Annotated in this window: 13 protein-coding genes and 1 tRNA gene; 1 reads left to right on the forward strand and 13 read right to left on the reverse strand. The window is 72.2% G+C overall.

Annotated elements, in window-relative coordinates; translation table 11 throughout:
• The first annotated feature begins 2 nt into the window (after nucleotides 1-2).
• Nucleotides 3-1,691: a bifunctional 3'-5' exonuclease/DNA polymerase gene (locus tag ACFY3I_RS39245; protein ID WP_390865731.1), complete on the forward strand. Its 1,689-nt coding sequence runs from the start codon at nucleotides 3-5 to the stop codon at nucleotides 1,689-1,691.
• Here ACFY3I_RS39245 and ACFY3I_RS39250 read toward each other — a convergent pair whose 3' ends face one another.
• From ACFY3I_RS39250 to bldG, 13 genes are all read right to left on the reverse strand, one after another.
• Entirely contained in the window at nucleotides 1,692-5,138 is a 3,447-nt protein-coding gene (locus ACFY3I_RS39250; protein WP_390865732.1) for a BTAD domain-containing putative transcriptional regulator, read from the reverse strand.
• Between the two features lie 418 nt (nucleotides 5,139-5,556).
• Complete coding sequence (locus tag ACFY3I_RS39255; RefSeq protein WP_365286526.1) at nucleotides 5,557-6,450, reverse strand: glycosyltransferase; 894 nt, start codon at nucleotides 6,448-6,450, stop codon at nucleotides 5,557-5,559.
• A 268-nt stretch (nucleotides 6,451-6,718) separates the two neighbouring features.
• Nucleotides 6,719-6,792, reverse strand: a tRNA-Thr gene (locus ACFY3I_RS39260).
• 107 nt (nucleotides 6,793-6,899) lie between these two features.
• Nucleotides 6,900-8,531 (reverse strand): alpha/beta hydrolase, encoded by a 1,632-nt coding sequence (locus tag ACFY3I_RS39265; protein ID WP_390865733.1) that lies wholly within the window; start codon nucleotides 8,529-8,531, stop codon nucleotides 6,900-6,902.
• 98 nt (nucleotides 8,532-8,629) lie between these two features.
• A complete protein-coding gene (locus ACFY3I_RS39270) occupies nucleotides 8,630-9,835 on the reverse strand; it encodes a DNA polymerase III subunit delta' (protein WP_390865734.1) in 1,206 nt (401 codons plus the stop codon).
• Between the two features lie 188 nt (nucleotides 9,836-10,023).
• Nucleotides 10,024-13,314 carry a dTMP kinase gene (gene tmk / locus ACFY3I_RS39275; protein WP_390865735.1) on the reverse strand — a complete coding sequence of 1,097 codons (3,291 nt, stop codon included), beginning with the start codon at nucleotides 13,312-13,314 and terminating at the stop codon, nucleotides 10,024-10,026.
• A gap of 234 nt (nucleotides 13,315-13,548) precedes the next feature.
• Nucleotides 13,549-16,380: a type I DNA topoisomerase gene (gene topA / locus ACFY3I_RS39280; RefSeq protein ID WP_390865736.1), complete on the reverse strand. Its 2,832-nt coding sequence runs from the start codon at nucleotides 16,378-16,380 to the stop codon at nucleotides 13,549-13,551.
• Between the two features lie 255 nt (nucleotides 16,381-16,635).
• Nucleotides 16,636-16,833 carry a hypothetical protein gene (locus tag ACFY3I_RS39285; RefSeq protein WP_390865737.1) on the reverse strand — a complete coding sequence of 66 codons (198 nt, stop codon included), beginning with the start codon at nucleotides 16,831-16,833 and terminating at the stop codon, nucleotides 16,636-16,638.
• A 287-nt stretch (nucleotides 16,834-17,120) separates the two neighbouring features.
• Nucleotides 17,121-18,650, reverse strand: coding sequence for a class I SAM-dependent methyltransferase (locus tag ACFY3I_RS39290; RefSeq protein WP_365286538.1), 1,530 nt, complete (start codon nucleotides 18,648-18,650; stop codon nucleotides 17,121-17,123).
• A 61-nt stretch (nucleotides 18,651-18,711) separates the two neighbouring features.
• Nucleotides 18,712-19,320, reverse strand: coding sequence for a small secreted protein (locus tag ACFY3I_RS39295; protein ID WP_390865738.1), 609 nt, complete (start codon nucleotides 19,318-19,320; stop codon nucleotides 18,712-18,714).
• Nucleotides 19,321-19,628: 308 nt separating this feature from the next.
• A complete protein-coding gene (locus ACFY3I_RS39300; RefSeq protein WP_390865739.1) occupies nucleotides 19,629-22,040 on the reverse strand; it encodes a sodium-translocating pyrophosphatase in 2,412 nt (803 codons plus the stop codon).
• Between the two features lie 350 nt (nucleotides 22,041-22,390).
• Nucleotides 22,391-22,825, reverse strand: a complete 435-nt coding sequence (locus tag ACFY3I_RS39305; protein WP_365286544.1) for an ATP-binding protein — start codon at nucleotides 22,823-22,825, stop codon at nucleotides 22,391-22,393.
• 237 nt (nucleotides 22,826-23,062) lie between these two features.
• A complete protein-coding gene (gene bldG / locus ACFY3I_RS39310; protein ID WP_009189842.1) occupies nucleotides 23,063-23,404 on the reverse strand; it encodes an anti-sigma factor antagonist BldG in 342 nt (113 codons plus the stop codon).
• Nucleotides 23,405-23,422: the final 18 nt, after the last annotated feature.

Consider the following 23,422-nt stretch of genomic DNA (forward strand, 5'->3'; position numbering starts at 1 on the left):
GCATGACCGACCGGTGGGCTCTCGCTCCGGCCGAGGACGGTGGCGTGGACGTCGCCCCCCTCGGCCCGGACGGGCTGCCCGCCGGACCGGTACGGCGGGAGCCCGATCTCGCCGGGGCGGTCAGGGGCCGCCCGGAGGTCACACGCTGGGTGTGGCGGTCGACCCCCGAGGTCTACCCGCGCCTGCTCGCCACGGGGGTGCGAGTAGAGCGGTGCTACGACATCGAGGACGCCGAGACGCTCCTGCTGGGCCACGAGGGGCGGTCCGGCGAGCCGCGCTCGGCCGCCGCCGCCCTGGCCCGCCTCCGCGGCGGCCCCGTACCGCCCGACCCGCCTCAGCGCGCGGCCGAGCCGGGCGCGCAGTCGCCGCTGTTCGAGCCGCAGGGCACCGCCCGCCTGACGCTCGACGAACTCCTCACGGTCTACGCCGAGCAGCAGCGCCGGCACGACCGGACCGGGCACCCGGACCGGATGCGGCTGCTGACCGCGGCCGAGTCGGCGGGGATGCTGATCGCCGCCGAGATGAACCGGGCGGGCCTGCCCTGGAGCGCCGAGGTCCACCGTGACGTACTGCGCGAACTGCTCGGCGAGCGGTACGCGGGCGGCGGCGAACCCCGTCGGCTGGCCGAGCTGGCGGACGAGGTGTCGGCCGCGTTCGGCAGGCGGGTCCGCCCCGATCTGCCCGCCGACGTGATCAAGGCCTTCGCCCAAGCCGGGATCAAGGTGAAGTCCACCCGCCGCTGGGAGATCTCCGGCATCGACCACCCGGCGGTGGAACCCCTCCTCGCCTACAAGAAGCTGTACCGGATCTGGGTGGCGCACGGCTGGACCTGGCTCCAGGACTGGGTGCGCGACGGCCGGTTCCGGCCCGAGTTCCAGGCGGGCGGCACGGTCACCGGCCGCTGGGTGACCAACGGCGGAGGCGCGTTGCAGATCCCCAAGGTGATCCGCAGGGCCGCGGTGGCCGACCCCGGCTGGCGGCTGGTCGTCGCCGACGCCGACCAGATGGAACCCCGGGTGCTCGCGGCCATCTCCCGCGACCCCGGGCTGATGGAGGTCGCCGGACGGGAGACCGACCTCTACCAGGCCGTCTCCGACCGCGCCTTCTCCGGGGACCGCCAGCAGGCCAAGATCGCCGTCCTCGGCGCGGTCTACGGCCAGACCTCCGGCGACGGCCTGAGGAACCTGGCCGCGCTCCGACGCCGTTTCCCCAAGGCGGTGGCCTACGTCGACGACGCGGCGCGGGCCGGGGAGGAGGGCCGGCTGGTGCGTACCTGGCTGGGCCGGACCTGTCCGCCGGCGGCCGGCGCGGGCGACGGCGCGGAGGAGGCGGGGATGCCCCAGCAGGAGCCGGAGGAGGAAGCGGCCGAGGGCTGGGTGCCGGGCTACGCGTCCAGCAACTCCCGGGCCAGAGGCCGCTTCGCACGCAACTTCGTCGTCCAGGGCAGTGCCGCCGACTGGGCTCTGCTGATGCTCGCGGCGCTTCGCCGGAGCTGCGCGGACCTGGCGGCCGAGCTGGTCTTCTTCCAGCACGACGAGGTGATCGTGCACTGTCCCGAGGAGGAGACCGAGACGGTCGTGGCGGCGATCCGGGAGGCGGCCGACCTGGCCGGACGGCTGACGTTCGGCTCGACGCCGGTGCGTTTCCCGTTCACGACCGCGGTGGTGGAGTGCTATGCCGACGCGAAGTGATCAGTCACCGGCCGCCAGCAGTTCGCGCAGCTCCGCGAGGACACCGGACTCGTCGGTGCCGTCGAGGGCGGCCAGGGCGGCGCGCCAGGCGTCGTACGCCTCCTGCGTGCGGCCCTGTTCGTGCAGGAGCAGACCGAGTTGGTGGCGGCCGAGACCGCCGCTGTAGCGGTCGGCGCGGGTGTCGGCTCGGCGCAGGAGTTCGGCGCACTCGCGGTGGGCGCGGTCGGTGTGGCCGAGGCCGCGCAGCGCACGCACCAGACCGAGCCGTGACTGGGACTCGCCGTGCCAGTCGCCGTGGTGCCCGAGGATGCGCAGGCTGTTCTCGAAGTGCGGGGCGGCGGCGGCCGGTTCGCCGAGGGTGAGATGGGCGTAGCCGATGTTGCAGTGCGCCGAGTGCTGCACGATGACGGCGCCGAGGGCGTCCCCGATCGCCAGTGAACGCCGGTGCTGCCCGATGGCCGCACGGGGGTCGGTGTGCTCGTAGAGGTTGCCGAGATGGCTGTGGGTGACGGCCTCGCCGTAGGGGTCGTTGAGCTGCCGGGAGTACTCCAGGCTCTGCCGCAGCGCCTCGCCCGACTCCTCGTACCGTCCGAGCCCCTCCAGCAGCAGACCCCGGTTGTTCAGGCTGCGCCGGATCCAGGACACCACGTCCAGCCGCCGCCACAGGGCGAGGGCCCGGTCGGTCAGGGCCAGGGCCTCCCGCTGGCGGCCGGTCAGGAAGCGCAGCCCGGCGAGGTCGCCCAGGGCGTACGCCTCGGCGGGCTCGTCGCCGAGGCGCCGGGCGGCGTCCAGGGCGGCCGTGCCGAGCACCTCCATCTCGGCGACCCGGCCACTGCGCAGGACGTAGGGGAAGAGCAGCCGGACCAGTGTGGCCAGGTAGGCGCTGACGCGCGGGTCGGCGGTGTCGGCGTACCGCTCCACCAGGGCGACGATGTTCTCCAGCTCCACATCGCCCCAGGCGAAGGCGTGCTCGACGCACTCGAAGGGAGGCAGGGCTTCCGTGTACGGCTGGTGTTCGGCGGGCTGGGCGGCGGTGGGCCTGCGACGGTCGTCCTGTTCGCGGCCGGGTTCGACGATGGCGGCGAGGGCGAGTTCGGCGACGGCGGCGAACCAGCTCAGGGCGGTGACCGCGGCCTCCGCGCGGTCGGTGCCCCCGGCCAGCTCCCGTGCGAAGTCCCGTACCAGGTCGTGCGGGGTGTAGCGGCCGTAGGCGGTCTCCTCCAGGAGGGCCACCTCGACCAGCCGGTCCAGGGCGGCCTGGCTGCGGCGGGCGTCGAGACCGGTGAGGCGGGCGACCAGCAGGGTGCCGTAGGTGGGCAGGTCGAGGGCGCCGACATGGCGCAGGGCGAGGGCGGCGTCGCGGTCGGGCACCCGGTCGGAGGCGGCTAGGGCGTCGTGGGCGACGGCGAGGGAGCGCCGGACGCTCAGGTCGTCGTACTCCAGGTGCTGCAGTCTGCCCTCGGTGGCGGCGAGCTGACCGGCCAGCACCTCGGGGGTGAGGGCGCGGCGCGCGGCCAGCCGGGCGGCGACCACCCGCAGGGCGAGCGGGAGCCTGCCGGTGAGGCCGACGAGCGGATGGTCCGCGTCGATCTCCGGCCGCCCGCCGGCCGTGCGCAGCAGGGCCGCGCTGTCCTCGCCGCTCAGCGGCCCGAGCGGAAAACGGTGGGCGCCGTCGAGCGCGGTGAGCGGCGAACGGCTGGTGACGATCACCGCGCAGCCGGCCCCGCCGGGGAGCAACGGCCGTACCTGGGCGGCGTTCGCGGCGTCGTCGAGCATCAGCAGGGTCCGGGTCGGCGCGAGCAGGGAGCGCAGCAACGCGGTCGCCGCGTCGGGGTGTTCGGGGATGTGCCTGGGGTCGGCACCGAGGTCGCGCAGCAGCGCGGCGAGCGCCTGGGCGGGCGCGAGCGGGGGCACGCCCGGTGTGGCGCCGTGCAGGTTGACGTAGAGCTGACCGTCGGGGAAACGTTCCCGCAGGCGATGGGCGACATGCAGCGCGAGCGCGCTCTTGCCGACACCGGCCATCCCGCTGACCACGGCGAGGACCGGGCCGGACGCCTCGGCGAGAACACCTCCCAGTTCCTCACGGACGGCGACGCGACCGCTGAAGCAGGCGGGGGGCGGGGGAAGCTGGGCGGGCCGGGGCGGGGCGGAACCGGAACCGTCGCGTACGGAACCGGAACCGTCGTGTACGGAACCGGAACCGTCCCGTGCGGAACCGGGTCCCGTGGATCGCTCCGTGTCGCCGTCGGGGGCGCGCCCCGCACCGGCGTCGGCGCGCTCACCCGTCGGCCGACCGTCGGCTGACGGGGCCCGCGGGGCGGCGGGAAGCCGCGCGACCGGCCCGGACACGCCCGCGCGGGCGCCGCCCGCGGCCGCCTCACCGCCCGCGGCCACCTCGTCCCGGCCGCGCACCGACCCCGTGTCCGGTGCGCTCCCCTCCCTGCCGTCCCCGGTGTCTCTGTCGCCTCTGTCGCCTCTGCCGCCTCTGCCGCCTCTGTCGCCTCTGCCGTTCGTGTCGGTCGCGCCGTCCGTGCTGGTCGGGCCGTTCGTGTCGGTCGAGCCGTTCGTGTCGAGCGGGCCGTTCGTGTCGAGCGGGCCGTTCGTGTCGAGCGGGCCGGTGGGACTGATGGGACCAGTGGGACCATTGGGGCCCCGGTGGGAAGCGCTCGCCGGGTTCCCGGTTCGCCCCCGCAGTACCTGCACGTGGGCCTCGCGCACCGCCGCGCCCGGCTCCACGCCTAGTTCCTCGATCAGGCGGTGGCGCAGGTCGCGGTGGACGGCGAGGGCCTCGGCCTGACGGCCGGTCCGATCGAGGGCGAGCATCAACTGGCGGTGATAGGACTCGCGGAGCGGGTGCTCGGCGACCAGCGCCGCCAACTCCGGCACGACCCCGCCCAGTCGCCGCCCGCCGAGGGCGAGTTCCGCGTCGTAGCGCCACTCCAGCAGGAGCAGCCGGGCCTCTTCCAGGCGCTGAACGAAGGCGTAGCCGCCGAAGTCGGCGGGCAGGCCGCACAACGGGCTGCCGCGCCAGAGTTCGAGCGCTTCGGCGCAGGCGCTCAGTACGGCCGCCCACTCCCGCCCCTCGTGCGCCGCGCGCGCCTGTGCCACCCGCGTGTCGAACACCTCGACGTCCAGTTCACCGCCGTCGACGCGCAACAGGTACCCGGGAGGCACCGCGCGCAGCCGCTCAGGGTCGTCGAGGAGCCGGCGCAGCCGGGTGACGTGGTTGTGCAGCGAGGCCTGCGCGGACACCGGGGGCGCTCCGCCCCACAGCGCGTCCTTGACCGAGGCCACGGAGACGATCCGCCCTGCCTCCAGGAGCAGCGCGGCAAGCAGCGCGCGCACCTTGGGGCTGCCGATGGGCCGGACATGGCCGCCGGGGAGGTACAGCACCGGAGCGCCCAGCAGTCCGAACCGCAGCTCGTACCGCCGCATCACTCCGCCCATCGCCTTCCCGTACGGTCGTGGCCGGCCGCGCCGCCCGGTGGGGATGCCCGCCGGTACCTCGCCACTGACCTGGCTGCTGGCGGAATCCGATCTCGTCGAGGACGAGTTCCCGCCACCTTCTCCGTGCCGTCGGGGCCGGAATCCGCAGGGTTTCCGGCCTGTTCCCGGAGTCGTACGACACCTTCACGCCAACCGGTTGGTGACCTCCGGGAGAACCACTGGCCATATGTTAGCGATCCGTTGGCGACCCCTGATGTGATCTTCGCATCGGACCGGGCCCGACGGCGCGCGTGGAGAACGCGCAACTCGGGGGAGTGTCGCCGCAGGCCTGGCTCCGGGGACGCGAGAGGGTCCCGGTCGGCGGAGGTGAACGACCGGGGCCCTCGTCCTGCTTCGAACACGTCCGCCGGGCGCCGGCTCAGATGACGGGCGGCCGGCCCAGCAGGGTGAGCCGCCAGACCGTCCGCCAGCGCATCGGACGACGCTCGCCCGCGGGTTCGCGCATCCCCTCCAGGAAGCCCCCGAACCAGGCCCGCAGTCCGCCCGTGGAACGGGTGCGCAGCAGGGTGATCGTCGTCCAGACGGCCAGGTGCACCGGGATCAGCGGCAGGGGAAGCCGACGACGGGTCAGCCAGACACGGTTGCGGGCGGTCACCCGGAAGTAGACGGCGTGCCGGGACGGCGAGGTCCGGGGGTGCTGGAGGAGCAGCTCGGGCGCGTAGAGGATCTTCCAGCCGGCGTCGGCGGCCCGCCAGGCCAGGTCGGTCTCCTCGTGCGCGAAGAAGAACTCGGCGGGCCAGTCGCCGGTCTCCGCGAGCATGGCCATCCGCAGGGCGTGCCCGCCGCCGAGGAACCCAGTGACGTAACCCCCGCGCATCGGGTCGGCGTTGCCGACGCGCGGCACGTGCCGCTGCTGGGTCTCGCCCTGTTCGTCCGCGATGCGGAACCCGACGATGCCGAGGCGGGGGTCGGCGGCGAACAGGTCCCGGACCTGCCGGAGCACCTCGACGTCGACGAGCACCCCGTCGTCGTCCAGTTCGACGACGACGTCCACGTCCCCGAAGGCGCGCAGCCGGGCGAGGGCGACGTTGCGGCCGCCGGGGCAGCCGAGGTTGTCCTCGAGGTCGACGGTGGTGACCTCGCCGGGCAGGTCGAGGCGGCGGGCGAACTCGGGGAGCCGGCAGCCGTTGCCGACGATCACGATGCGGTCGGGGGCGAGGTCCTGCTTGGCGACGGACCTGAGCAGGGCGTCGACTTCGTCGGGCCGGTTCCCCATGGTCACCACGGCTACCGCGAGCCTCGGCTGCACCATGCCCTCACCCCATCCGGCCGGCGGTGGTGTCCGCGCCCGACCGCGAGACACTCACCGTTCACCAGGATGTTGCCCCAGATACGTCAGAGCTCCGGGCATGGGCTCACTTTGTGTCGGCTTTGACAATCATTTGATCGGTCATTTTCACCGACCATACGGTCCCCCACCGGGAAGAGGACCTGACGACGGAACAGGAACCAGGGGGACGGACCACGCGAAGAACGACAAAACCCCAGGTCGGATTGGATCCGACCTGGGGTTTGCGCTGAGCCGCCTTCGGGATTCGAACCCGAGACCTACGCATTACGAGTGCGTTGCTCTGGCCATCTGAGCTAAGGCGGCGCGTCGCCCGCACTATGGTGCGATCAGCGACGTCGGTAAGTCTACACAGTTTCCCAGGGTGCTCCGTACACGCCCCGGGAGCGCGGCCCCCAGGGCGTGTGCAGGGGCTATGAGCAGCGCTTTCCCTGCTGCGGCGGGGTGCCCTTGAGGAGGTAGGTGTCGATCGCGGAGTCGATGCAGGTGCTGCCCCGGCCGTACGCGGTGTGGCCGTCGCCGACGTAGGTGAGGAGACGGGCCGAGCTGAGCTGGCCGGCCAGGGACCGGGCCCAGGGGTACGGCGTCGCCGGGTCCCGGGTGGTGCCGACCACGACGATCGGTGCGGCGCCCTTCGCCTCGATGCGGTGCGGCTCCCCCGTGGCCCTCACCGGCCAGTACGTGCAGTTCAGCGAGGCCCACGCCAGATTGGCCCCGAAGACCGGCGACGCCTTCTCGAACTCGGGCAGCGCCTTCGCGACCTGCCCGGGACCGGTGAAGGCGGGCGGCAGGTCGAGGCAGTTCACCGCCGCGTTGGCGAACATCAGGTTCGAGTAGTGCCCGTCCGGATCACGCTCGTAGTAGCTGTCGGAGAGCGCGAGCAGCCCCGCGCCGTCGTTCTCCTTGATCGCCGCGTGCAGCGAGTCGCGCAGTTGCCCCCACTCCGCCTGGTCGTACATCGCCGCGATCACCCCGGTCGTGCCGAGGGACTCGGTGAGCTTGCGGCCGTCCGCGTCGCCGGTCGGGATCGGGTGCGCGTCGAGCTTCCGGAAGAACGCGCTGAGGTTGTCCGCGATCTGCGCCGGGGAACTGCCCTTCGCGCCCAGCGGGCAGTCCGCGCGCTTCGCGCAGTCCTTCGCGAAGGACTGGAACGCCGTCTCGAACCCCGCCGTCTGCTCCAGGTTCATCTGACGGGCGGACAGAGAGGGGTCCATCGCGCCGTCCAGGACCACGCGCCCCACCCGCTCCGGGAACAGCCCCGCGTAGGTCGCGCCGAGGAACGTGCCGTACGACGCCCCCACGTAGTTCAGCTTCGGGTCGCCCAGCACCGCCCGCAGGATGTCCATGTCACGCGCCGAGTCCGCGGTGGAGACATGACGCAGCAGCGCCGCGGAATGCGCCCCGCACTCCTCGGCGAACTTGTTGTACTCCCCGACCAGTTCCTGTGTCTCCTGCTGATCGTCGGGGGTCACGTCGGTCTCGGTGTACTTGTCCATCTGCGGCCCGTCGAGACACTCGACGGGTTCGCTGCGGGCGACCCCGCGCGGGTCCATGGCGACCATGTCGTAGCGCGCCCGCACCTCGGAGGGGTAGCCGATGCCGGCGTACTGCTGCAGGTAGTCCACCGCCGAGCCGCCCGGGCCGCCCGGGTTGACCAGCAGCGAACCGAGCGGCGCGGTCTTGCCGGTGGCCTTCTTCCGGGCCACCGCCAGCCGGACGTCACCGGCGCCGGGCTTGGCGTAGTCGAGCGGGGCCTTCATCGTCGCGCACTGGAAGCCGGGGACGCCGCAGCTGCGCCAGCTGAGCTTCTGGTCGTAGTACGGGGCCAGCGTGGAGGGGGTCGAGCGGGGCAGCGCGGCCAGCTCGGCGATGCCGGCCGAGGTCGACGTCGACCCGCCGGCCGGGGCGGAGCACGCGGAGACGAGCAGGGCGGCGGCCGACAGCAGGGCCGCGGTGGTCAGGGCGCTGGTGCGGGCCCGGGTGTGGCTACGGCTACGGCTCTGGCGGTGGATCCGGGTACGGCGGGGGGTTCGCCTGATGTGCATCGATCGAGCGTAACGCTGGGAGATGATCTCCGTGCGGTGCGTGTTGACTGTGGCTCGTACGGGTGACCCCGGTCAATCAGGAGTCGGCCACCCGGCGCTCAGCCCGCTCTGAGAGCCATCGTCATCGCCTCGACCGCGAGCAGCGGCGCCACATTGCGGTCGAGGGCGTCCCGGCAGGCGGCGATCGCCTCGATCCGGCGCAGCGTGGCCTCGGGTGAGCCGGCGCGGGCCAGACGCTCCAGTGCGTCCTCGGCGTCCCCGTTGGCGATCGCGACCCTGGAGCCCAGCTGGAGGGCGAGGACGTCGCGGTAGAAGCCGGTGAGGTCGGTGAGGGCCACGTCGAGGCTGTCCCGCTGGGTCCGGGTGCGGCGCCGTTTCTGCATGTCCTCCAGGTCCTTCATCACGCCCGCGGTGCCGCGCGGCAGCCGCCCGCCCTCGGCCGCGCCGAGCGCCGCCTTCAGCTCCTCGGTCTCCTTGCCGTCCGTCTCCTCGGCGAGCTGCTTGGCGTCCTCGGCCGCCGCGTCCACCAGCTCCTGGGCGGCCTTCAGACAGGCGCCGATCTCGTCCAGCCGCAGCGGCAGCTTCAGTACGGCGGCACGGCGGGCGCGGGCCGACGGGTCGGTGGCCAGCCGGCGGGCCCGGTCGACGTGCCCCTGGGTGGCGCGGGCCGCCGCCGCGGCCGCCTCGGGCTCGACGCCGTCACGCCGTACGAGCATGTCGGCGACCGCGGACACCGAGGGGGTGACCAGGTTCAGGTGGCGGCAGCGGGAGCGGATCGTGGGCAGCACGTCCTCGATCGACGGCGCGCACAGCAGCCAGACCGTGCGGGGGGCGGGCTCCTCGACGGCCTTGAGGACGGCGTTGGCCGACTTCTCGTTAAGCCGCTCGGCGTCCTCGACGAGGATGATCTGCCAGCGGCCGGTCGCGGGGGCCGTGTACGACTTGCGGACCGTGTCGCGCATGTCCTTGACCAGGATCTCGGCGCCGACGGCGGCGACCGAGGCGACATCCGCGTGGGTGCCGATCAGGGCGGTGTGACAGCCGTCGCAGAAACCGCACCCGGGAACCCCGCCGAGGGCGCGGTCGGGGCTCACGCACTGCAGCGCGGCGGCGAAGGCCCGCGCCGCCTGGTTGCGGCCGGCGCCGGGCGGGCCCGTGAACAGCCAGGCATGCGTCATCTTCGACGTCTCCGGCTGCGGCCGGCCGGCGGCGGCCGCGGTGACCAGGGCGTCGGCGTCCCGGGCGGCGGCGGTGAGCACCTCGCTCACCCGCTCCTGCCCGACGAGGTCGTCCCATACGGTCATGGGTCACGCCGCCCTTTCGTCCACAAGATCCCGGTCACCGGATCCCCGGTCACCGCTTCCGGCTCCGCGGGCCGCCGATCGGCGGCCCGGACTCCATTGTGCGGGCGCCCACTGACAACGGGGGGCGGTACCGGTCGGCTCCCCGACCCGCACCGCCCCCGCACGAACGTCTCCGGTCCGGGACCGGGTCAGCCGCGCCGCCCGCGGCCGCGTCGGCCGCCCCGCTCGTCGTCGAACTCCTCGTCCTCGTACGACCCGAGCAGTTCGTCCGCCAGCGACGGCAGGTCGTCCAGCGGGGTCTCCTCGGCCCAGTCGGGCCGGGGGCGCTTACGCCGGGCCGAACTGTCGTCGTCGACCTGCGGCATTTCCCGTGTACGGCCTTCCGAGCCGTCCGGGTCGCCGCCGGAGCCACCCTGCCGCTCGTCCCGGAAGAAGCCGGGCGGCATCCGGTCCGCCGGGGCGTCGCCCGGAGCGGTGGCGTCGCCGGGAGCGGAGGCGTCCTCGCGCACCTGCGGCAGCACGGCGGTCTCGTCGGCGGCGCGCACCGGGGGCAGGACGGCCGTCTCGTCGGCGGCGCCGGGCACCACGGGCGGCAGGACCGCCGTCTCGTCGGCAGCCCCCGCCGGGGGCTGCGGCAGCTGCGCCGTCACCTCGCACTCGGACTCCCGGGCCGCGGGCTCACGGTCCGCCTGCACCGGGCGAAGCACCGCCGTGTCGTCCGTCGCACGCTTCGGCTCGTCCGTCGCGCGCTTCGGCGTGGCCGGCGGTTCGTCGTCAGCGCGCACCACCGGCGTCGGCATGGTCGTCGCCTCCGGCGTGACACCGGGCGCGGTCGGCCTGGGCGCGGACGACTCGCGGGCGGCCACGTCGGCCGCGGCCGCCGCCTCCGCCGCGGCCCGCCGCGCCTGCTCGGCCTTGAGCAGGGCCTCCTCGGCCTTGCGCTGCTTCTCCAGGCGCCGTGCCTCGGCCTCGGCGTGCAGTCGCGCCTCCTCCTCGGCCTGCTGGCGGCGGCGCTCCTCGTCGGCCTTGCGGCGGGCCTCCGCCTCCGCGCGGGCCTGCTCCTCGGCGAGCAGCCGGGCCTGCTCCTCCTCGGCACGGCGGCGGGCCTCCTCGGCACGCAGCCGGGCCTCCTCCGCCTGCCGTTCGGCCTCGCGGCGCTGCGCCTCCTCCAGCTCGCGGCGCTTGCGCTCCTCCTCCTCGGCACGGAGCTTGGCGAGCTGCTCCTGGCGCTCGCGTTCGACCCGCTCCGCCTCGGCCTTGCGCGCGGCCTCCAGCTCGGCCTTGCGGCGGGCCTCCTCCTCGGCGGCCTTGCGCGCCTCCTCCGCGGCCTTGATCTCGGCCTCGGACAGCGGCAGCACGGTGTCCAGCCGGGCCCGGATCACGGTGGTCACCGACTCGGGCTCCTGCCCGGCGTCGACGACCAGGTAGCGGCCCGGGTCGGAGGCGGCCAGCGTGAGGAAACCGGCGCGCACGCGCGCGTGGAACTCGGCGGGCTCGGACTCCAGCCGGTCGGGAGCCTCGGTGAACCGCTCGCGGGCGGTCTCCGGCTCCACGTCCAGCAGGACCGTCAGATGCGGGACCAGTCCGGCGGTCGCCCAGCGGTTGATGCGGGCGACCTCCGTCGGGGAGAGGTCGCGTCCGGCACCCTGGTAGGCGACGGAGGAGTCGATGTACCGGTCGGAGATGACGACCGCGCCGCGCTCCAGGGCGGGCCGGACGACGGTGTCGACGTGCTCCGCGCGGTCGGCGGCGTACAGCAGCGCCTCCGCGCGGTGCGACAGACCGGCCGAGGAGACGTCGAGCAGGATCGAGCGCAGCCGCTTGCCGACCGGGGTGGCACCGGGTTCGCGGGTGAGGACGACCTCATGGCCCTTGGCGCGGATCCACTCGGCGAGTGCCTCGGCCTGGGTGGACTTCCCGGCGCCGTCGCCGCCCTCCAGGGCGATGAAGAAACCGTTGTCCGTGGGCGTCTGCGCCGGGTCGTCGCCGCCGAGCAGCGCGTCCCGCAGGTCGTGCCGGAGCGGTACGCCCGCCCGGTCGTCGACCTTGGCCAGCACCAGTGCGGCCACCGGCAGCAGCAGCGCGCCGACCAGCATCAGGGTGAACGCGGCACCGCCGTGCGCGAACACGAACTTGCCGTTCTCCAGCCGGTGCGGCCCGATCAGCGCGGCTACCAGGGGCGCGATGACCGCGCCGAGCGCTATGGCCACCCGGACCACCGCGTGCAGGTGCTCGGTGGTGCGCGGCTTGCGGTGGTCCTCGGTCTCCTGGTCGAGCAGCGTGTGCCCGGTGTTGGCGGCCACGCCCGCGCCCGCGCCGGCCAGCGCGAGGATCAGCAGCACCGAGGTGACGTCCGGGACCAGGCCGCCGGCGAGCAGCGCGACGCCGGTGAAGGCGATCGCCAGCGACAGCAGCCGGCGGCGGGAGAGCGTGGGCAGCAGCGCGGGGGCGGTCCGGATGCCGACGGCGACGCCGCCGGTCAGCACGAGCACCAGCAGGCCGTAGAGCACCGGGCCGCCGCCCAGGTCCTTGGCGTGCAGCACGGCGACGGCGACGGCGGCGGAGATCGCACCGGCGACCGCGGCACAGGCCGTCACCAGCAGCGGGATGACCCCGGTCCGGCCCCGGTCGGTGCCGGTGCCGGCCTTGGGCCGGCGCAGGCCCTCCAGCGGCGACCGCGCGCGCGGGGTGCGGGTTCCGGGCACCTCCAGGTAGACCAGCACCGAGAGGGAGGCGGCGAACAGGCCCGCCGCCACGTACGACCCGAGGGCCGCCTGGTGCTGGGCGAACCAGTCGATGCCCGTGCCCAGCAGGTTGTTGACGAGGGAGGCGACGACCAGCGCCGCGGCCGCGAGCGGGACGGCCAGGAAGGTCGTGCGCAGCGACAGGCGGCGCAGGGCGTCCAGGTGGTCCGGCAGCGGTCGTACCGTCGCGCCCTCCGGCGGCGGGGCGGGCAGCAGCGCGGGGGCCGCGCCCTCCCGGCAGACCGTCCAGAAGCGCTCGGCGACGCCGGTGACGAAGGCCGTCACCAGGAGCACCGCCGGGGCGTTCTCCGGCGTCCAGTCGATCCACAGGGGGGCGACGATCAGCAGGAGCGCGCGCAGACCGTCGGCGCCGACCATGGTCCAGCGGCGGTCCAGCGGGCCGTCCTGGGCGGTCAGCGTGGTCAACGGGCCCAGCAGGACCGCGCCGAAGAGCAGGGTGGCCAGAATGCGCACGCCGAAGACGGTCGCGACCGCGAAGGCCACACCGCGGTAGCCACCGCCGAACGAACCCTGCGAGATCGCCGCTTGAAGCGTGAGCACGACAAGCACCAGGAGCGCCAGGGTGTCACCGACACCACTGACGAGTTGGGCGCTCCACAACCGCCTCAGCTCGGGTCGGCGCAGCAACGAGCGGACGGCACGCTCGCGGGAATCCGCTACCAGTGCGTCGTCCGGTTCGGTCTGGGGGGCCGTTGGCTGCTCGGCTGGCGTCATGCTTTCAGCCTATCGGCAGCCGCCGACAGGCCGCCGCGACCGTCCACAGGTAGACACGCCCCGACACCAAGTTGATGCCGGGGCGCGCGCATTGCGAAGACGGTGTGAACCGACGTGACCGATGTCAACCGGTCTGGACGGTCCGACCGATCCGACCGATCCGTCCGGTCCGATCGGCGGAGGGCGATATGACCGATGTGACCGATCGGACCGGTATGGACATCTGAGGCCGGCTCAGTCCTCCGTGGCCGCCTTGGAAGCCGCCGCCTTCTTCGCGGTCGTCTTCTTCGCGGTCGTGGTGGTCTTGGCGGCGGTCTTCTTCGCCGCCGTCTTCTTCGCGGGCGCGGCCTTCTTGGCCGCCGCGGTCTTCTTCGCCGGTGCCTTCTTCGCCGTCTTCTTGGCGGGCGCCTTGGCCCGCTTCTCGGCGAGCAGTTCGAAGCCGCGCTCCGGGGTGATCTCCTCGACGCTGTCGCCGGAGCGCAGGGTCGCGTTGGTCTCCCCGTCGGTGACGTACGGACCGAAGCGGCCGTCCTTCACCACGACCGGCTTCTCGCTGACCGGGTCCGTGCCCAGCTCCTTCAGCGGCGGCTTGGCGGCGGCCCGGCCCCGCTGCTTGGGCTGGGCGTAGATCGCCAGCGCCTCGTCGAGGGTGATCGTGAAGAGCTGGTCCTCGGAGGTGAGCGAACGCGAGTCCGTGCCCTTCTTCAGGTACGGCCCGTAGCGCCCGTTCTGCGCGGTGATCTCCTGGCCCTCGGCGTCGGCGCCGACCACGCGCGGCAGCGACATCAGCTGCAGCGCGTCCGCCAGGGTGACCGTGTCCAGGGCCATGGACTTGAAGAGCGACGCCGTGCGCGGCTTGACCGCGTTCTTGCCGGTCTTCGGGGTGCCCTCGGGGAGCACCTCGGTGACGTACGGGCCGTAGCGGCCGTCCCGGGCGATGATCTGGTGGCCGGTCTGAGGGTCCGCGCCCAGCTCGAAGTCGCCGCTCGGCTTGGCGAGCAGTTCCTCCGCGAGCTCGACCGACAGCTCGTCGGGTGCCAGGTCCTCCGGCACGTCCGCGCGCTGGTGGCCCTCGGAGTCCTTCTCGCCGCGCTCGATGTACGGGCCGTAGCGGCCGACCCGCAGCACGATGCCGCTGCCCACCGGGAACGACGACACCTCGCGCGCGTCGATCGCGCCCAGGTCGGTCACCAGCTCCTTGAGGCCGCCGAGGTGGTCCCCGTCGCCGTTGCCCGCGTCGGCCGCGCCGCCGGTGGCGGTGCCCTCGCCGCCCTCGCCGAAGTAGAACCGCTTCAGCCACGGCACCGCCTGCGCCTGGCCGGCGGCGATGCGGTCGAGGTCGTCCTCCATCCGCGCGGTGAAGTCGTAGTCGACCAGCCGGCCGAAGTGCTTCTCCAGCAGGTTGACCACGGCGAACGAGAGGAAGGACGGCACCAGGGCCGTGCCCTTCTTGAAGACGTAGCCGCGGTCGAGGATCGTGCCGATGATCGACGCGTACGTCGACGGGCGGCCGATCTCGCGCTCTTCCAGCTCCTTGACCAGCGAGGCCTCGGTGTAACGGGCCGGGGGCTTGGTGGAGTGCCCGTCGACCGTGATCTCCTCGGCGGAGAGCGCGTCGCCCTCGCCGACCTGCGGCAGCCGGCGTTCGCGGTCGTCCAGCTCGGCGTTCGGGTCGTCGGCGCCCTCGACGTAGGCCTTGAGGAAGCCGTGGAAGGTGATCGTCTTGCCGGAGGCGCTGAACTCGACGTCCCGGCCGTCGGCGGCGGTGCCGGCGATCTTCACCGTGACGCTGTTGCCCGTCGCGTCCTTCATCTGGGAGGCGACGGTCCGCTTCCAGATCAGCTCGTAGAGCTTGAACTGGTCGCCGGTCAGGCCGGTCTCCGCCGGGGTGCGGAAACGATCACCCGAGGGCCGGATCGCCTCGTGCGCCTCCTGGGCGTTCTTGACCTTCCCGGCGTACACGCGGGGGGACGGCGGCAGGTAGTCGGCGCCGTACAGCTGCGTCACCTGCGCGCGGGCGGCACTGACCGCCGTGTCGCTCAGCGTCGTGGAGTCCGTACGCATGTAGGTGATGTAGCCGTTCTCGTACAGCTTCTGCGCGACCTGCATGGTGGCCTTGGCGCCGAAACCGAGCTTGCGGCTGGCCTCCTGCTGGAGGGTCGTCGTACGGAACGGGGCGTACGGCGAGCGGCGGTACGGCTTGGACTCCACCGACCGGACGGCGAACCGCGTGTTCTCCAGCGCGGCGGCCAGGGCGCGGGCGTTCGTCTCGTCGAGGTGCAGGGTGTTCGCGGTCTTGAGCTGCCCGAGCGAGTCGAAGTCACGGCCCTGGGCGACGCGCCTGCCGTCGACGGCCTGCAGCCGGGCGACGAGCGAGGAGGGGTCCGAGGGGTCGCCCGCGCGGCCGGTCGCGAAGGTGCCGGTCAGGTCCCAGTAGTCGGCGGAACGGAACGCGATGCGGTCGCGCTCCCGCTCGACCACGAGCCGGGTCGCGACGGACTGGACACGGCCGGCCGACAGACGCGGCATGACCTTCTTCCACAGGACCGGCGAGACCTCGTAGCCGTAGAGGCGGTCGAGGATGCGGCGGGTCTCCTGGGCGTCGACCATGCGCTGGTTCAGGTCGCGCGGGTTGGCGACGGCCGCGCGGATCGCGTCCTTGGTGATCTCGTGGAAGACCATCCGCTTGACCGGGACCTTGGGCTTGAGGACTTCCAGCAGGTGCCAGGCGATGGCCTCGCCCTCGCGGTCCTCATCGGTGGCGAGGAAGAGTTCGTCGGAGTCCTTCAGCAGGTCCTTGAGCTTCTTGACCTGCGCCCGCTTGTCGGCGTTGACGACGTAGATCGGCTCGAAGTCGTGCTCGACGTCCACGCCGAGGCGCCGGACCTCGCCGGTGTACTTCTCGGGCACCTCCGCGGCGCCGTTGGGAAGGTCACGGATGTGCCCGACGCTCGCTTCGACGACGTATCCGGGGCCCAGGTAGCCCTTGATCGTCTTCGCCTTGGCGGGCGACTCGACGATGACAAGTCGGCGGCCGCCCTGTGCGGTCTCGCTGGTCGGGGACAACTTCGCTCTTCTCTCCGGTCGACGCTGGGGCCTCCCCAGGCCTTGCTCCCGGGGTCGCGGCACGGATACGGATACCCGCTCACTTGGTGACGCTGCGGAGTGTGACGGTACATCCCGCCCCCGTGTCAAACGGGAAAAGCCCACAACGGCCACTCGAACGGTAACCCGACTACCGCCATTCCTGCCGCCCGGAGTCCCCGGCCGTTCTCCCGGCCCTGTCCGGAGCGTGATGCTCCGATTACCGGGGCGGCACCCTCAGGCGCGGGTCAGGCAGTACGCCCCAAGGCCCAGCGCGATCACCGCGGCGAGGCTCGCGAGGGTCGCCGATGCGACCTGACTCACACCCTGGGCGACGGGCTCGCCGCGGCGGACCCTGACGCCGGTCCACACCAGAAGTGCGCCTCCGAACAGGGCGAACACCGCCCCCGCGAAGATCGCCGGTCCGCTCTCCATGACCCGCGCACCCCTTCCCTGCCGCCCGTGACTGCCCAGCGCCGGGAGACTGCCACGGGCGGACGGCGGACGAGCGGACGGCGGGCGAAATCGAGGTGAACGGGATCCCGCCAACTTCTCGAACATACGACCGACTGACTACGGGCCGAACATTCCGGCCACATTTTTCCGGCCCTTTTCCTTTCCCGGCGTGTCCGTCGGGACCCGTTCCGGCGCGTCCGTCAGGCCGGGAGACGGTCAGCCCCACCGGTCCGGCAGGCTCGGCGGTCGGCGGGCTCGGCGGTCCGTCAGCCCGCCGGCTCCAGGAACCCCTGCTCCACCAGCAGCCGGATCTGCGCGGGCGTGCGGTCGCGCAGCAGCACCGGGTCCTCGCCCATCAGCTGGGCGATGGCGTCGAGAATCCGCCCCGCGCTCAGCGAGCCGTCACACACCCCGGCGAACCCGGCGCCCACCGTGTCCACCTTCGTCGCGCGCCGCATCCCGCGGTGCTGGCGCAGCACCACGTGCTCCGGGTCCTCGGCGCCGGGCAGCCCGACCTGCTCCTGGACCACCTCGACGGCGAGCCTGAAGTGACCTTCGAGCAGATCCGCGTCGTCGTGCCCGCGGAGGTAGTCGAGCCGGTCGAAGTGCGCGCGGATCGTGTCACCGAGCGGCTGTTCGATCGGATGCGGCCATTCCTCCACCGTGACCGAGGGCTCGGCGGCCGTCGTCTTCCGCAGGGTGATCCAGCCGAATCCCACCCCCTTGACCTTGCGCGCCTCGAACTCGTCGAGCCAAGCGTCGTACCGCGCCTGGTACTCCACCGTGTCCCCGCGGTGGTCACCGGAGTCCCGGAGCCACAACTCGGCGTACTGGTTGACGTCCTGCACCTCGCGCTGCACGATCCACGCGTCGCACCCGCGCGGCACCCATGACCTGACCCTGTCCTGCCAGTCCTCCCCCGCTACGTGCTGCCAGTTGGCGAGGAACTGCGCGAACCCGCCCTCGGCCAGCCGTTCCCCGGCCTGTTGAACGAGCGAGCGGCACAGATCGTCCCCGCTCATCCCGCCGTCCCGGTACGTCAGCCGGGCGCCCGGCGAGATCACGAACGGCGGGTTGGACACGATCAGGTCGTACGCCTCCCCGTCCTTGACCGGCTCGAACAGCGAGCCCTCGCGCAGGTCCGCCGCCGGGGCGCCGGAGAGCGCCAGCGTGAGCGCCGTGATGTGCAGCGCGCGCGGGTTGAGGTCGGTGGCCGTCACGCGCGTGGCGTGCTGGGCGGCGTGCAGCGCCTGGATCCCGGAGCCGGTCCCGAGGTCGAGGGCGGTGGAGACGGGGGTTCGAACGGTGATGCCGGCCAGCGTGGTGGACGCGCCGCCGACGCCCAGGACGACGCCCTCGTGACGGTGTCCGACGCCGCCGGCGCCGCCGACCGCGCAGCCGAGGTCGGAGACGATGAACCAGTCCTCGCCGTCGGGCCCGCCGTACGGCCGGACGTCCACGGTGGCGGCGACCTCGTCGCCGCCCGCGCGGGTCAGCCAGCCGCTGTCCAGAAGGTCGTCCACGGGCAGCGCGTCCGCCACGCGCGCGTGCGGCACGGGCTGCTGGAGCAGGAACAGCCTCACGAGCGTCTCCAGCGGAGTGTCCCCGCGGGTGGCCCGGAGCGCGGGCACCGTCTCGCTGCGGGCCAGCGCCGCGTAGGCGGGCGCGCCGAGCAGTTCCAGGAGCCCGTCGGCGGTGAAGGAGGCGTCCAGCAGTGCGGTGCGCAGCCGGGCGGCGACGTCGGGGCGGTCGGAGGCGGGCAGGGTGGCGAGGCCGGAGTCAGTCACACCCTCCATTGTGGCCCGCGCGCACCGGCGGACACCGCCTCGGATCGTGGCGGCCGTCCTGCCCGTCGGATCAGCTCGCGGTCGAGGAGGCCGCCGCCGAGGCCGACGACGTCACGGAGACCTTCTTGCAGCTGGCCTGCTCGGCGATCGCGTTCTTGACCTCGCCCTGCTCCAGGGCCTCCAGCGCCGCGGTACCGCTCTTGTTCTGCGTCTCCAGATCCGCCATCTGGGCGGCCACGTCGTGCAGACCGGAGGCGAACTTCGCCTGGCTCTTGGTGTCGAGCGCGTCGACCTTCTTCTTCAGGGCGGCGTAGGACGCGGAGAGGCTGTTGAGGTTCTTCACGACGTCCTGCTGGCGCTTGGCGCCGTCGTCGATCCCGGGGGGCGCACCGGCGCCGCCGATGGCCGAGGCGAGCGCCTTGTAGCCGTCGGACATGTCCTGGAAGGCCCGGGAGTCGGTCTTCTGGATGGTCGCGGGCGAACTCGTGGTGTCCGAGGCCGTCTGCGCGATGGCCGCGTTGGCCGCCTTGATCTTCGCGTCCTGCGCCGGAACCGCGTCACACACGGTCTTGGCCCAGGCGATCAGTTTGGGATCGGTCCCCTTGTTGCTGCTGCACCCGGACAGCGCCACTACGAGTACCGCACCGCCGGACAGTGCGGCCGTGAGCTTCTTGTTCACCGGATAGGTCCCTTCAATGGCTCTCGGCCCCCGGAATCTACACGGCGCGCGGACAGCACCCCCATGGAGAGCGTGCACTAAATATGCTTTTAGGTCGATTTACACCGTGGAAGACACGAGAGAGAAGGCTCACGACGAGACGACGCGCACACCCGCGACCCCGGCGCGCGATCACATGCGCCCGCGCGCGGGATTCCCGGGGCCACCCCCGGCACACGGAACGGGCGGACGCCGTGTCAGCACACGCCGTCCGCCCGTCCGTTGGCCTGGCCCCCTCCGGGGAGCGCGGCCGGCCGCCGTAAGGCCGCCTACGAAACCACCGCTGGGTCGGCCGACTTGGCCACGCGTTCCGCGCCGTCCTCGTCGTCGTCGCCCACGGTGATGCCGCGCCGCTTGGAGATGTACACGGCGCCGACGATCACGAGCAGCGAGAGGATCGCGATCACGATCCGGACGCCGATGCTCTTGTCGTGTCCGTACGAGAACTTGATCACCGCGGGTGCGATGAGCAGCGAGACCAGGTTCATGACCTTGAGCAGCGGGTTGATCGCGGGACCCGCGGTGTCCTTGAAGGGGTCGCCGACCGTGTCGCCGATCACCGTGGCGGAGTGGGCCTCGCTGCCCTTGCCGCCGTGGTGGCCGTCCTCCACGAGCTTCTTGGCGTTGTCCCAGGCACCACCGGAGTTGGCCAGGAAGACGGCCATCAGGGTGCCCGCGCCGATCGCGCCGGCAAGGTAGGAGCCGAGGGCACCGACGCCGAGCGTGAACCCGATGAAGATGGGCGCCATCACGGCGAGCAGTCCCGGCGTGGCCAGCTCGCGCAGGGCGTCCTTGGTGCAGATGTCGACGACCTTGCCGTACTCGGGCGTCTCCGTGTAGTCCATGATCCCGGGGTGCTCGCGGAACTGCCGCCGCACCTCGTAGACCACCGAACCCGCCGACCTCGACACCGCGTTGATGGCGAGTCCGGAGAAGAGGAAGACGACCGCCGCGCCGGCGATGAGCCCGACGAGGTTGTTGGGCTGCGAGATGTCCATCGACAGGGTCAACGGCGCACCCGGACCGGTCAGTTTCGCTCCCACGTCCTGCACGTTCGTGGTGATCGCGTCCCGGTACGACCCGAACAGCGCCGACGCCGCGAGTACGGCGGTGGCGATGGCGATGCCCTTGGTGATGGCCTTGGTGGTGTTGCCCACGGCGTCCAGGCTGGTGAGCACCTGCGCGCCCGCGCCCTCGACGTCGCCGGACATCTCCGCGATGCCCTGGGCGTTGTCGGAGACCGGCCCGAAGGTGTCCATGGCGACGATCACACCGACCGTGGTGAGCAGGCCGGTACCGGCCAGCGCCACCGCGAACAGCGCCAGCATGATCGACGTACCGCCGAGCAGGAACGCCCCGTAGACGCCGAGACCGATCAGCAGGGCGGTGTAGACGGCCGATTCGAGGCCGATCGAGATGCCCGCGAGGACCACGGTCGCCGGGCCGGTCAGCGAGGACTTGCCGATGTCCATGACCGGACGCCGGTTGGTCTCCGTGAAGTAGCCGGTCAGCTGCTGGATGACGGCCGCCAGCAGGATGCCGATGGCGACCGCGACGAGCGCGAGGATCCGCGGATCGCCGTCCTTCGCCTTGATGGCCGCGTCCGAGATGCCGTCGAGGTCCGCGTACGTACCCGGCAGGTAGACGAAGACCGCGACCGCGACCAGCACGAGCGAGATCACCGCGGAGATGAAGAAGCCACGGTTGATGGCGCTCATGCCGCTGCGGTCGCTGCGGCGCGGGGCGACCGCGAAGATGCCGATCATGGCGGTGAGCACACCGATGGCCGGTACCAGGAGCGGGAAGGCGAGCCCCGCGTCCCCGAAGGCCGCCTTGCCGAGGATCAGCGCGGCGACCAGGGTCACCGCGTAGGACTCGAAGAGGTCGGCGGCCATGCCCGCGCAGTCGCCGACGTTGTCGCCCACGTTGTCGGCGATGGTCGCGGCATTGCGCGGGTCGTCCTCCGGAATGCCCTGTTCGACCTTGCCGACCAGGTCGGCGCCGACGTCGGCGGCCTTGGTGAAGATGCCGCCGCCCACACGCATGAACATCGCGATCAGGGCGGCGCCGAGGCCGAAGCCTTCGAGCACCTTCGGCGCGTCGGCCGCGTACACCAGCACCACACAGGAGGCGCCGAGCAGGCCGAGCCCCACCGTGAACATGCCGACCACGCCGCCCGTACGGAAAGCGATCTTCATCGCTTTGTGGGAGACGTCGGTGAGATCCTTTTCCGGCTCGCCTTCTGCCGGGGTGGCCTCCCGGGCCGCCGCGGCGACGCGGACATTGCTGCGCACGGCGAGCCACATGCCGATATAGCCGGTGGCTGCCGAGAACGCCGCGCCGATCAGGAAGAAGATCGATCGGCCGGCGCGTTGATTCCAGTCGTCCGCGGGCAGCAGCAGGAGCAGGAAGAACACCACGACGGCGAATACGCCGAGGGTGCGCAACTGCCGGGCCAGATAGGCGTTCGCGCCTTCCTGGACCGCCGCCGCGATCTTCTTCATGCTGTCGGTGCCTTCGCCGGCCGCGAGCACCTGGCGCACCAGGATCCCGGCGACGACGAGCGCGGCCAGCGCCACGACGGCGATCACCGCGACCAGGACCCGGTTGTCGTCGGTCAGGACCGCGGCCGCGAGGGTTGTGGGGTGACCCAACTGATGAGGGGTAGAAAGCCCCGCCATTCGTCCTCCTTGACGCTTGGGCATGAGCTCAAGATGTGGACGGATTCTAGGTACCCGCGAGTGATCTAAACAGGGGACGGTAAACGGAATTGACCTTCTCGTGCTCTTCAGCAAATGATCGAGGTCCCGTCGGCGAACCCGAAAGTGGTAACGCCCTAAAACCATTGACGATCACCACTGGCCTATTCGGCGCTTGATCAAATTATCGGGCGATCGACGGAAACTTGGATCGTGATTTCCTTCACGAACGATCGTGATTTCTTTCACGAATTCGGCGAGGCGGCGGCATCGGCCGGAAAACGACGAGAAGGGCCCTGCTCAGCAGGGCCCTTCTCATGATCGGGTGACTGTCAGGTGAGCGCGATCCCCGGCGGGGTGGTCGGCCAGGTCATGCGGATCAGGCCGCCGTGCTCTCCGGCGGTGACCTCCACGTCGTCGACGAGACCACTGATGACCGCGAGGCCCATCTCGTCCTCCTCGGCCTCCACGTCGGCGTCCGGCGCCGCGCCGGTCGCCCGGTCGACGGGAACGGACCGCGGCGCGTCGTCGCCGACCTCGATGGAGAACTGCTTCTCCTCCTCGATCAGCGCCACGCGCACCGGCTCGGTGATGCCGGCGCTCTGATGCAGTCCGACGGCACGGGAACAGGCCTCGCCGACGGCCAGCCGGACCTCGTCCAGGACGGCCTCGTCCACTCCGGCCCTGCGTGCCACCGCCGCCGCCACCAGTCGGGCGGTGCGGACGTGCTCGGGCAGCGCGCTGAAGCGGAGTTCAACGGTGGCCATACGTCCCCCTCGGAACTACAGGCGTGCGGTAGGGGACCGGATCGCCGAAAACCCGGCCCCCTGATGAATTGCTCCCGCCCAGGGCCTGCGACCCGTGAACGGCTGCCGGCACAGGCATACGGGCCCGAGCGGGCGGGGGTGGCACGGGCACGCGTACAGCCAGGTACGAGCCCGTGCCGAGGACCGGCCGGACGGCGCGGACCGATCTGCGGTCCGGGAGCCGTCGGCCGGTCCGGGTCAGTCGGTGGCCGCCACCGCTTCGTCGACCGAGGTGTGGATCGGGAACACCTTGGTCAGACCGGTGATGCGGAAAATCTTCAGAATGCGCTCCTGGTTGCAGACCAGGCGCAGCGAGCCCTCATGGGCACGCACCCTCTTCAGGCCGCCGACCAGCACGCCGAGCCCGGTGGAGTCGAGGAAGTCCACGCCCTCCATGTCGACGACGAGGTGGAAATTCCCGTCGTTCACCAGCTCGACCAACTGCTCGCGCAGCTTGGGCGCGGTATATACGTCGATTTCGCCACCGACCTCGACGACCGTGCGATCGCCGACGGTACGGGTCGACAGGGACAGGTCCACGGATCCTCCAGCACCTTG

The sequence above is a fragment of the Streptomyces sp. NPDC001068 genome (assembly GCF_042897315.1).
Lineage (GTDB): Bacteria > Actinomycetota > Actinomycetes > Streptomycetales > Streptomycetaceae > Streptomyces.

What these genes read in the sequence shown, in the direction of transcription:
- ACFY3I_RS39245 (WP_390865731.1), top strand. Translation starts at nt 3, where the DNA reads ATGACCGACCGGTGGGCTCTCGCTCCGGCCGAGGACGGTGGCGTGGAC.
- ACFY3I_RS39250 (WP_390865732.1), bottom strand. Translation starts at nt 5,138, where the DNA reads ATGGGCGGAGTGATGCGGCGGTACGAGCTGCGGTTCGGACTGCTGGGC.
- ACFY3I_RS39255 (WP_365286526.1), bottom strand. Translation starts at nt 6,450, where the DNA reads ATGGTGCAGCCGAGGCTCGCGGTAGCCGTGGTGACCATGGGGAACCGG.
- ACFY3I_RS39265 (WP_390865733.1), bottom strand. Translation starts at nt 8,531, where the DNA reads ATGCACATCAGGCGAACCCCCCGCCGTACCCGGATCCACCGCCAGAGC.
- ACFY3I_RS39270 (WP_390865734.1), bottom strand. Translation starts at nt 9,835, where the DNA reads ATGACCGTATGGGACGACCTCGTCGGGCAGGAGCGGGTGAGCGAGGTG.
- tmk (WP_390865735.1), bottom strand. Translation starts at nt 13,314, where the DNA reads ATGACGCCAGCCGAGCAGCCAACGGCCCCCCAGACCGAACCGGACGAC.
- ACFY3I_RS39285 (WP_390865737.1), bottom strand. Translation starts at nt 16,833, where the DNA reads ATGGAGAGCGGACCGGCGATCTTCGCGGGGGCGGTGTTCGCCCTGTTC.
- ACFY3I_RS39290 (WP_365286538.1), bottom strand. Translation starts at nt 18,650, where the DNA reads ATGGAGGGTGTGACTGACTCCGGCCTCGCCACCCTGCCCGCCTCCGAC.
- ACFY3I_RS39300 (WP_390865739.1), bottom strand. Translation starts at nt 22,040, where the DNA reads ATGGCGGGGCTTTCTACCCCTCATCAGTTGGGTCACCCCACAACCCTC.
- ACFY3I_RS39305 (WP_365286544.1), bottom strand. Translation starts at nt 22,825, where the DNA reads ATGGCCACCGTTGAACTCCGCTTCAGCGCGCTGCCCGAGCACGTCCGC.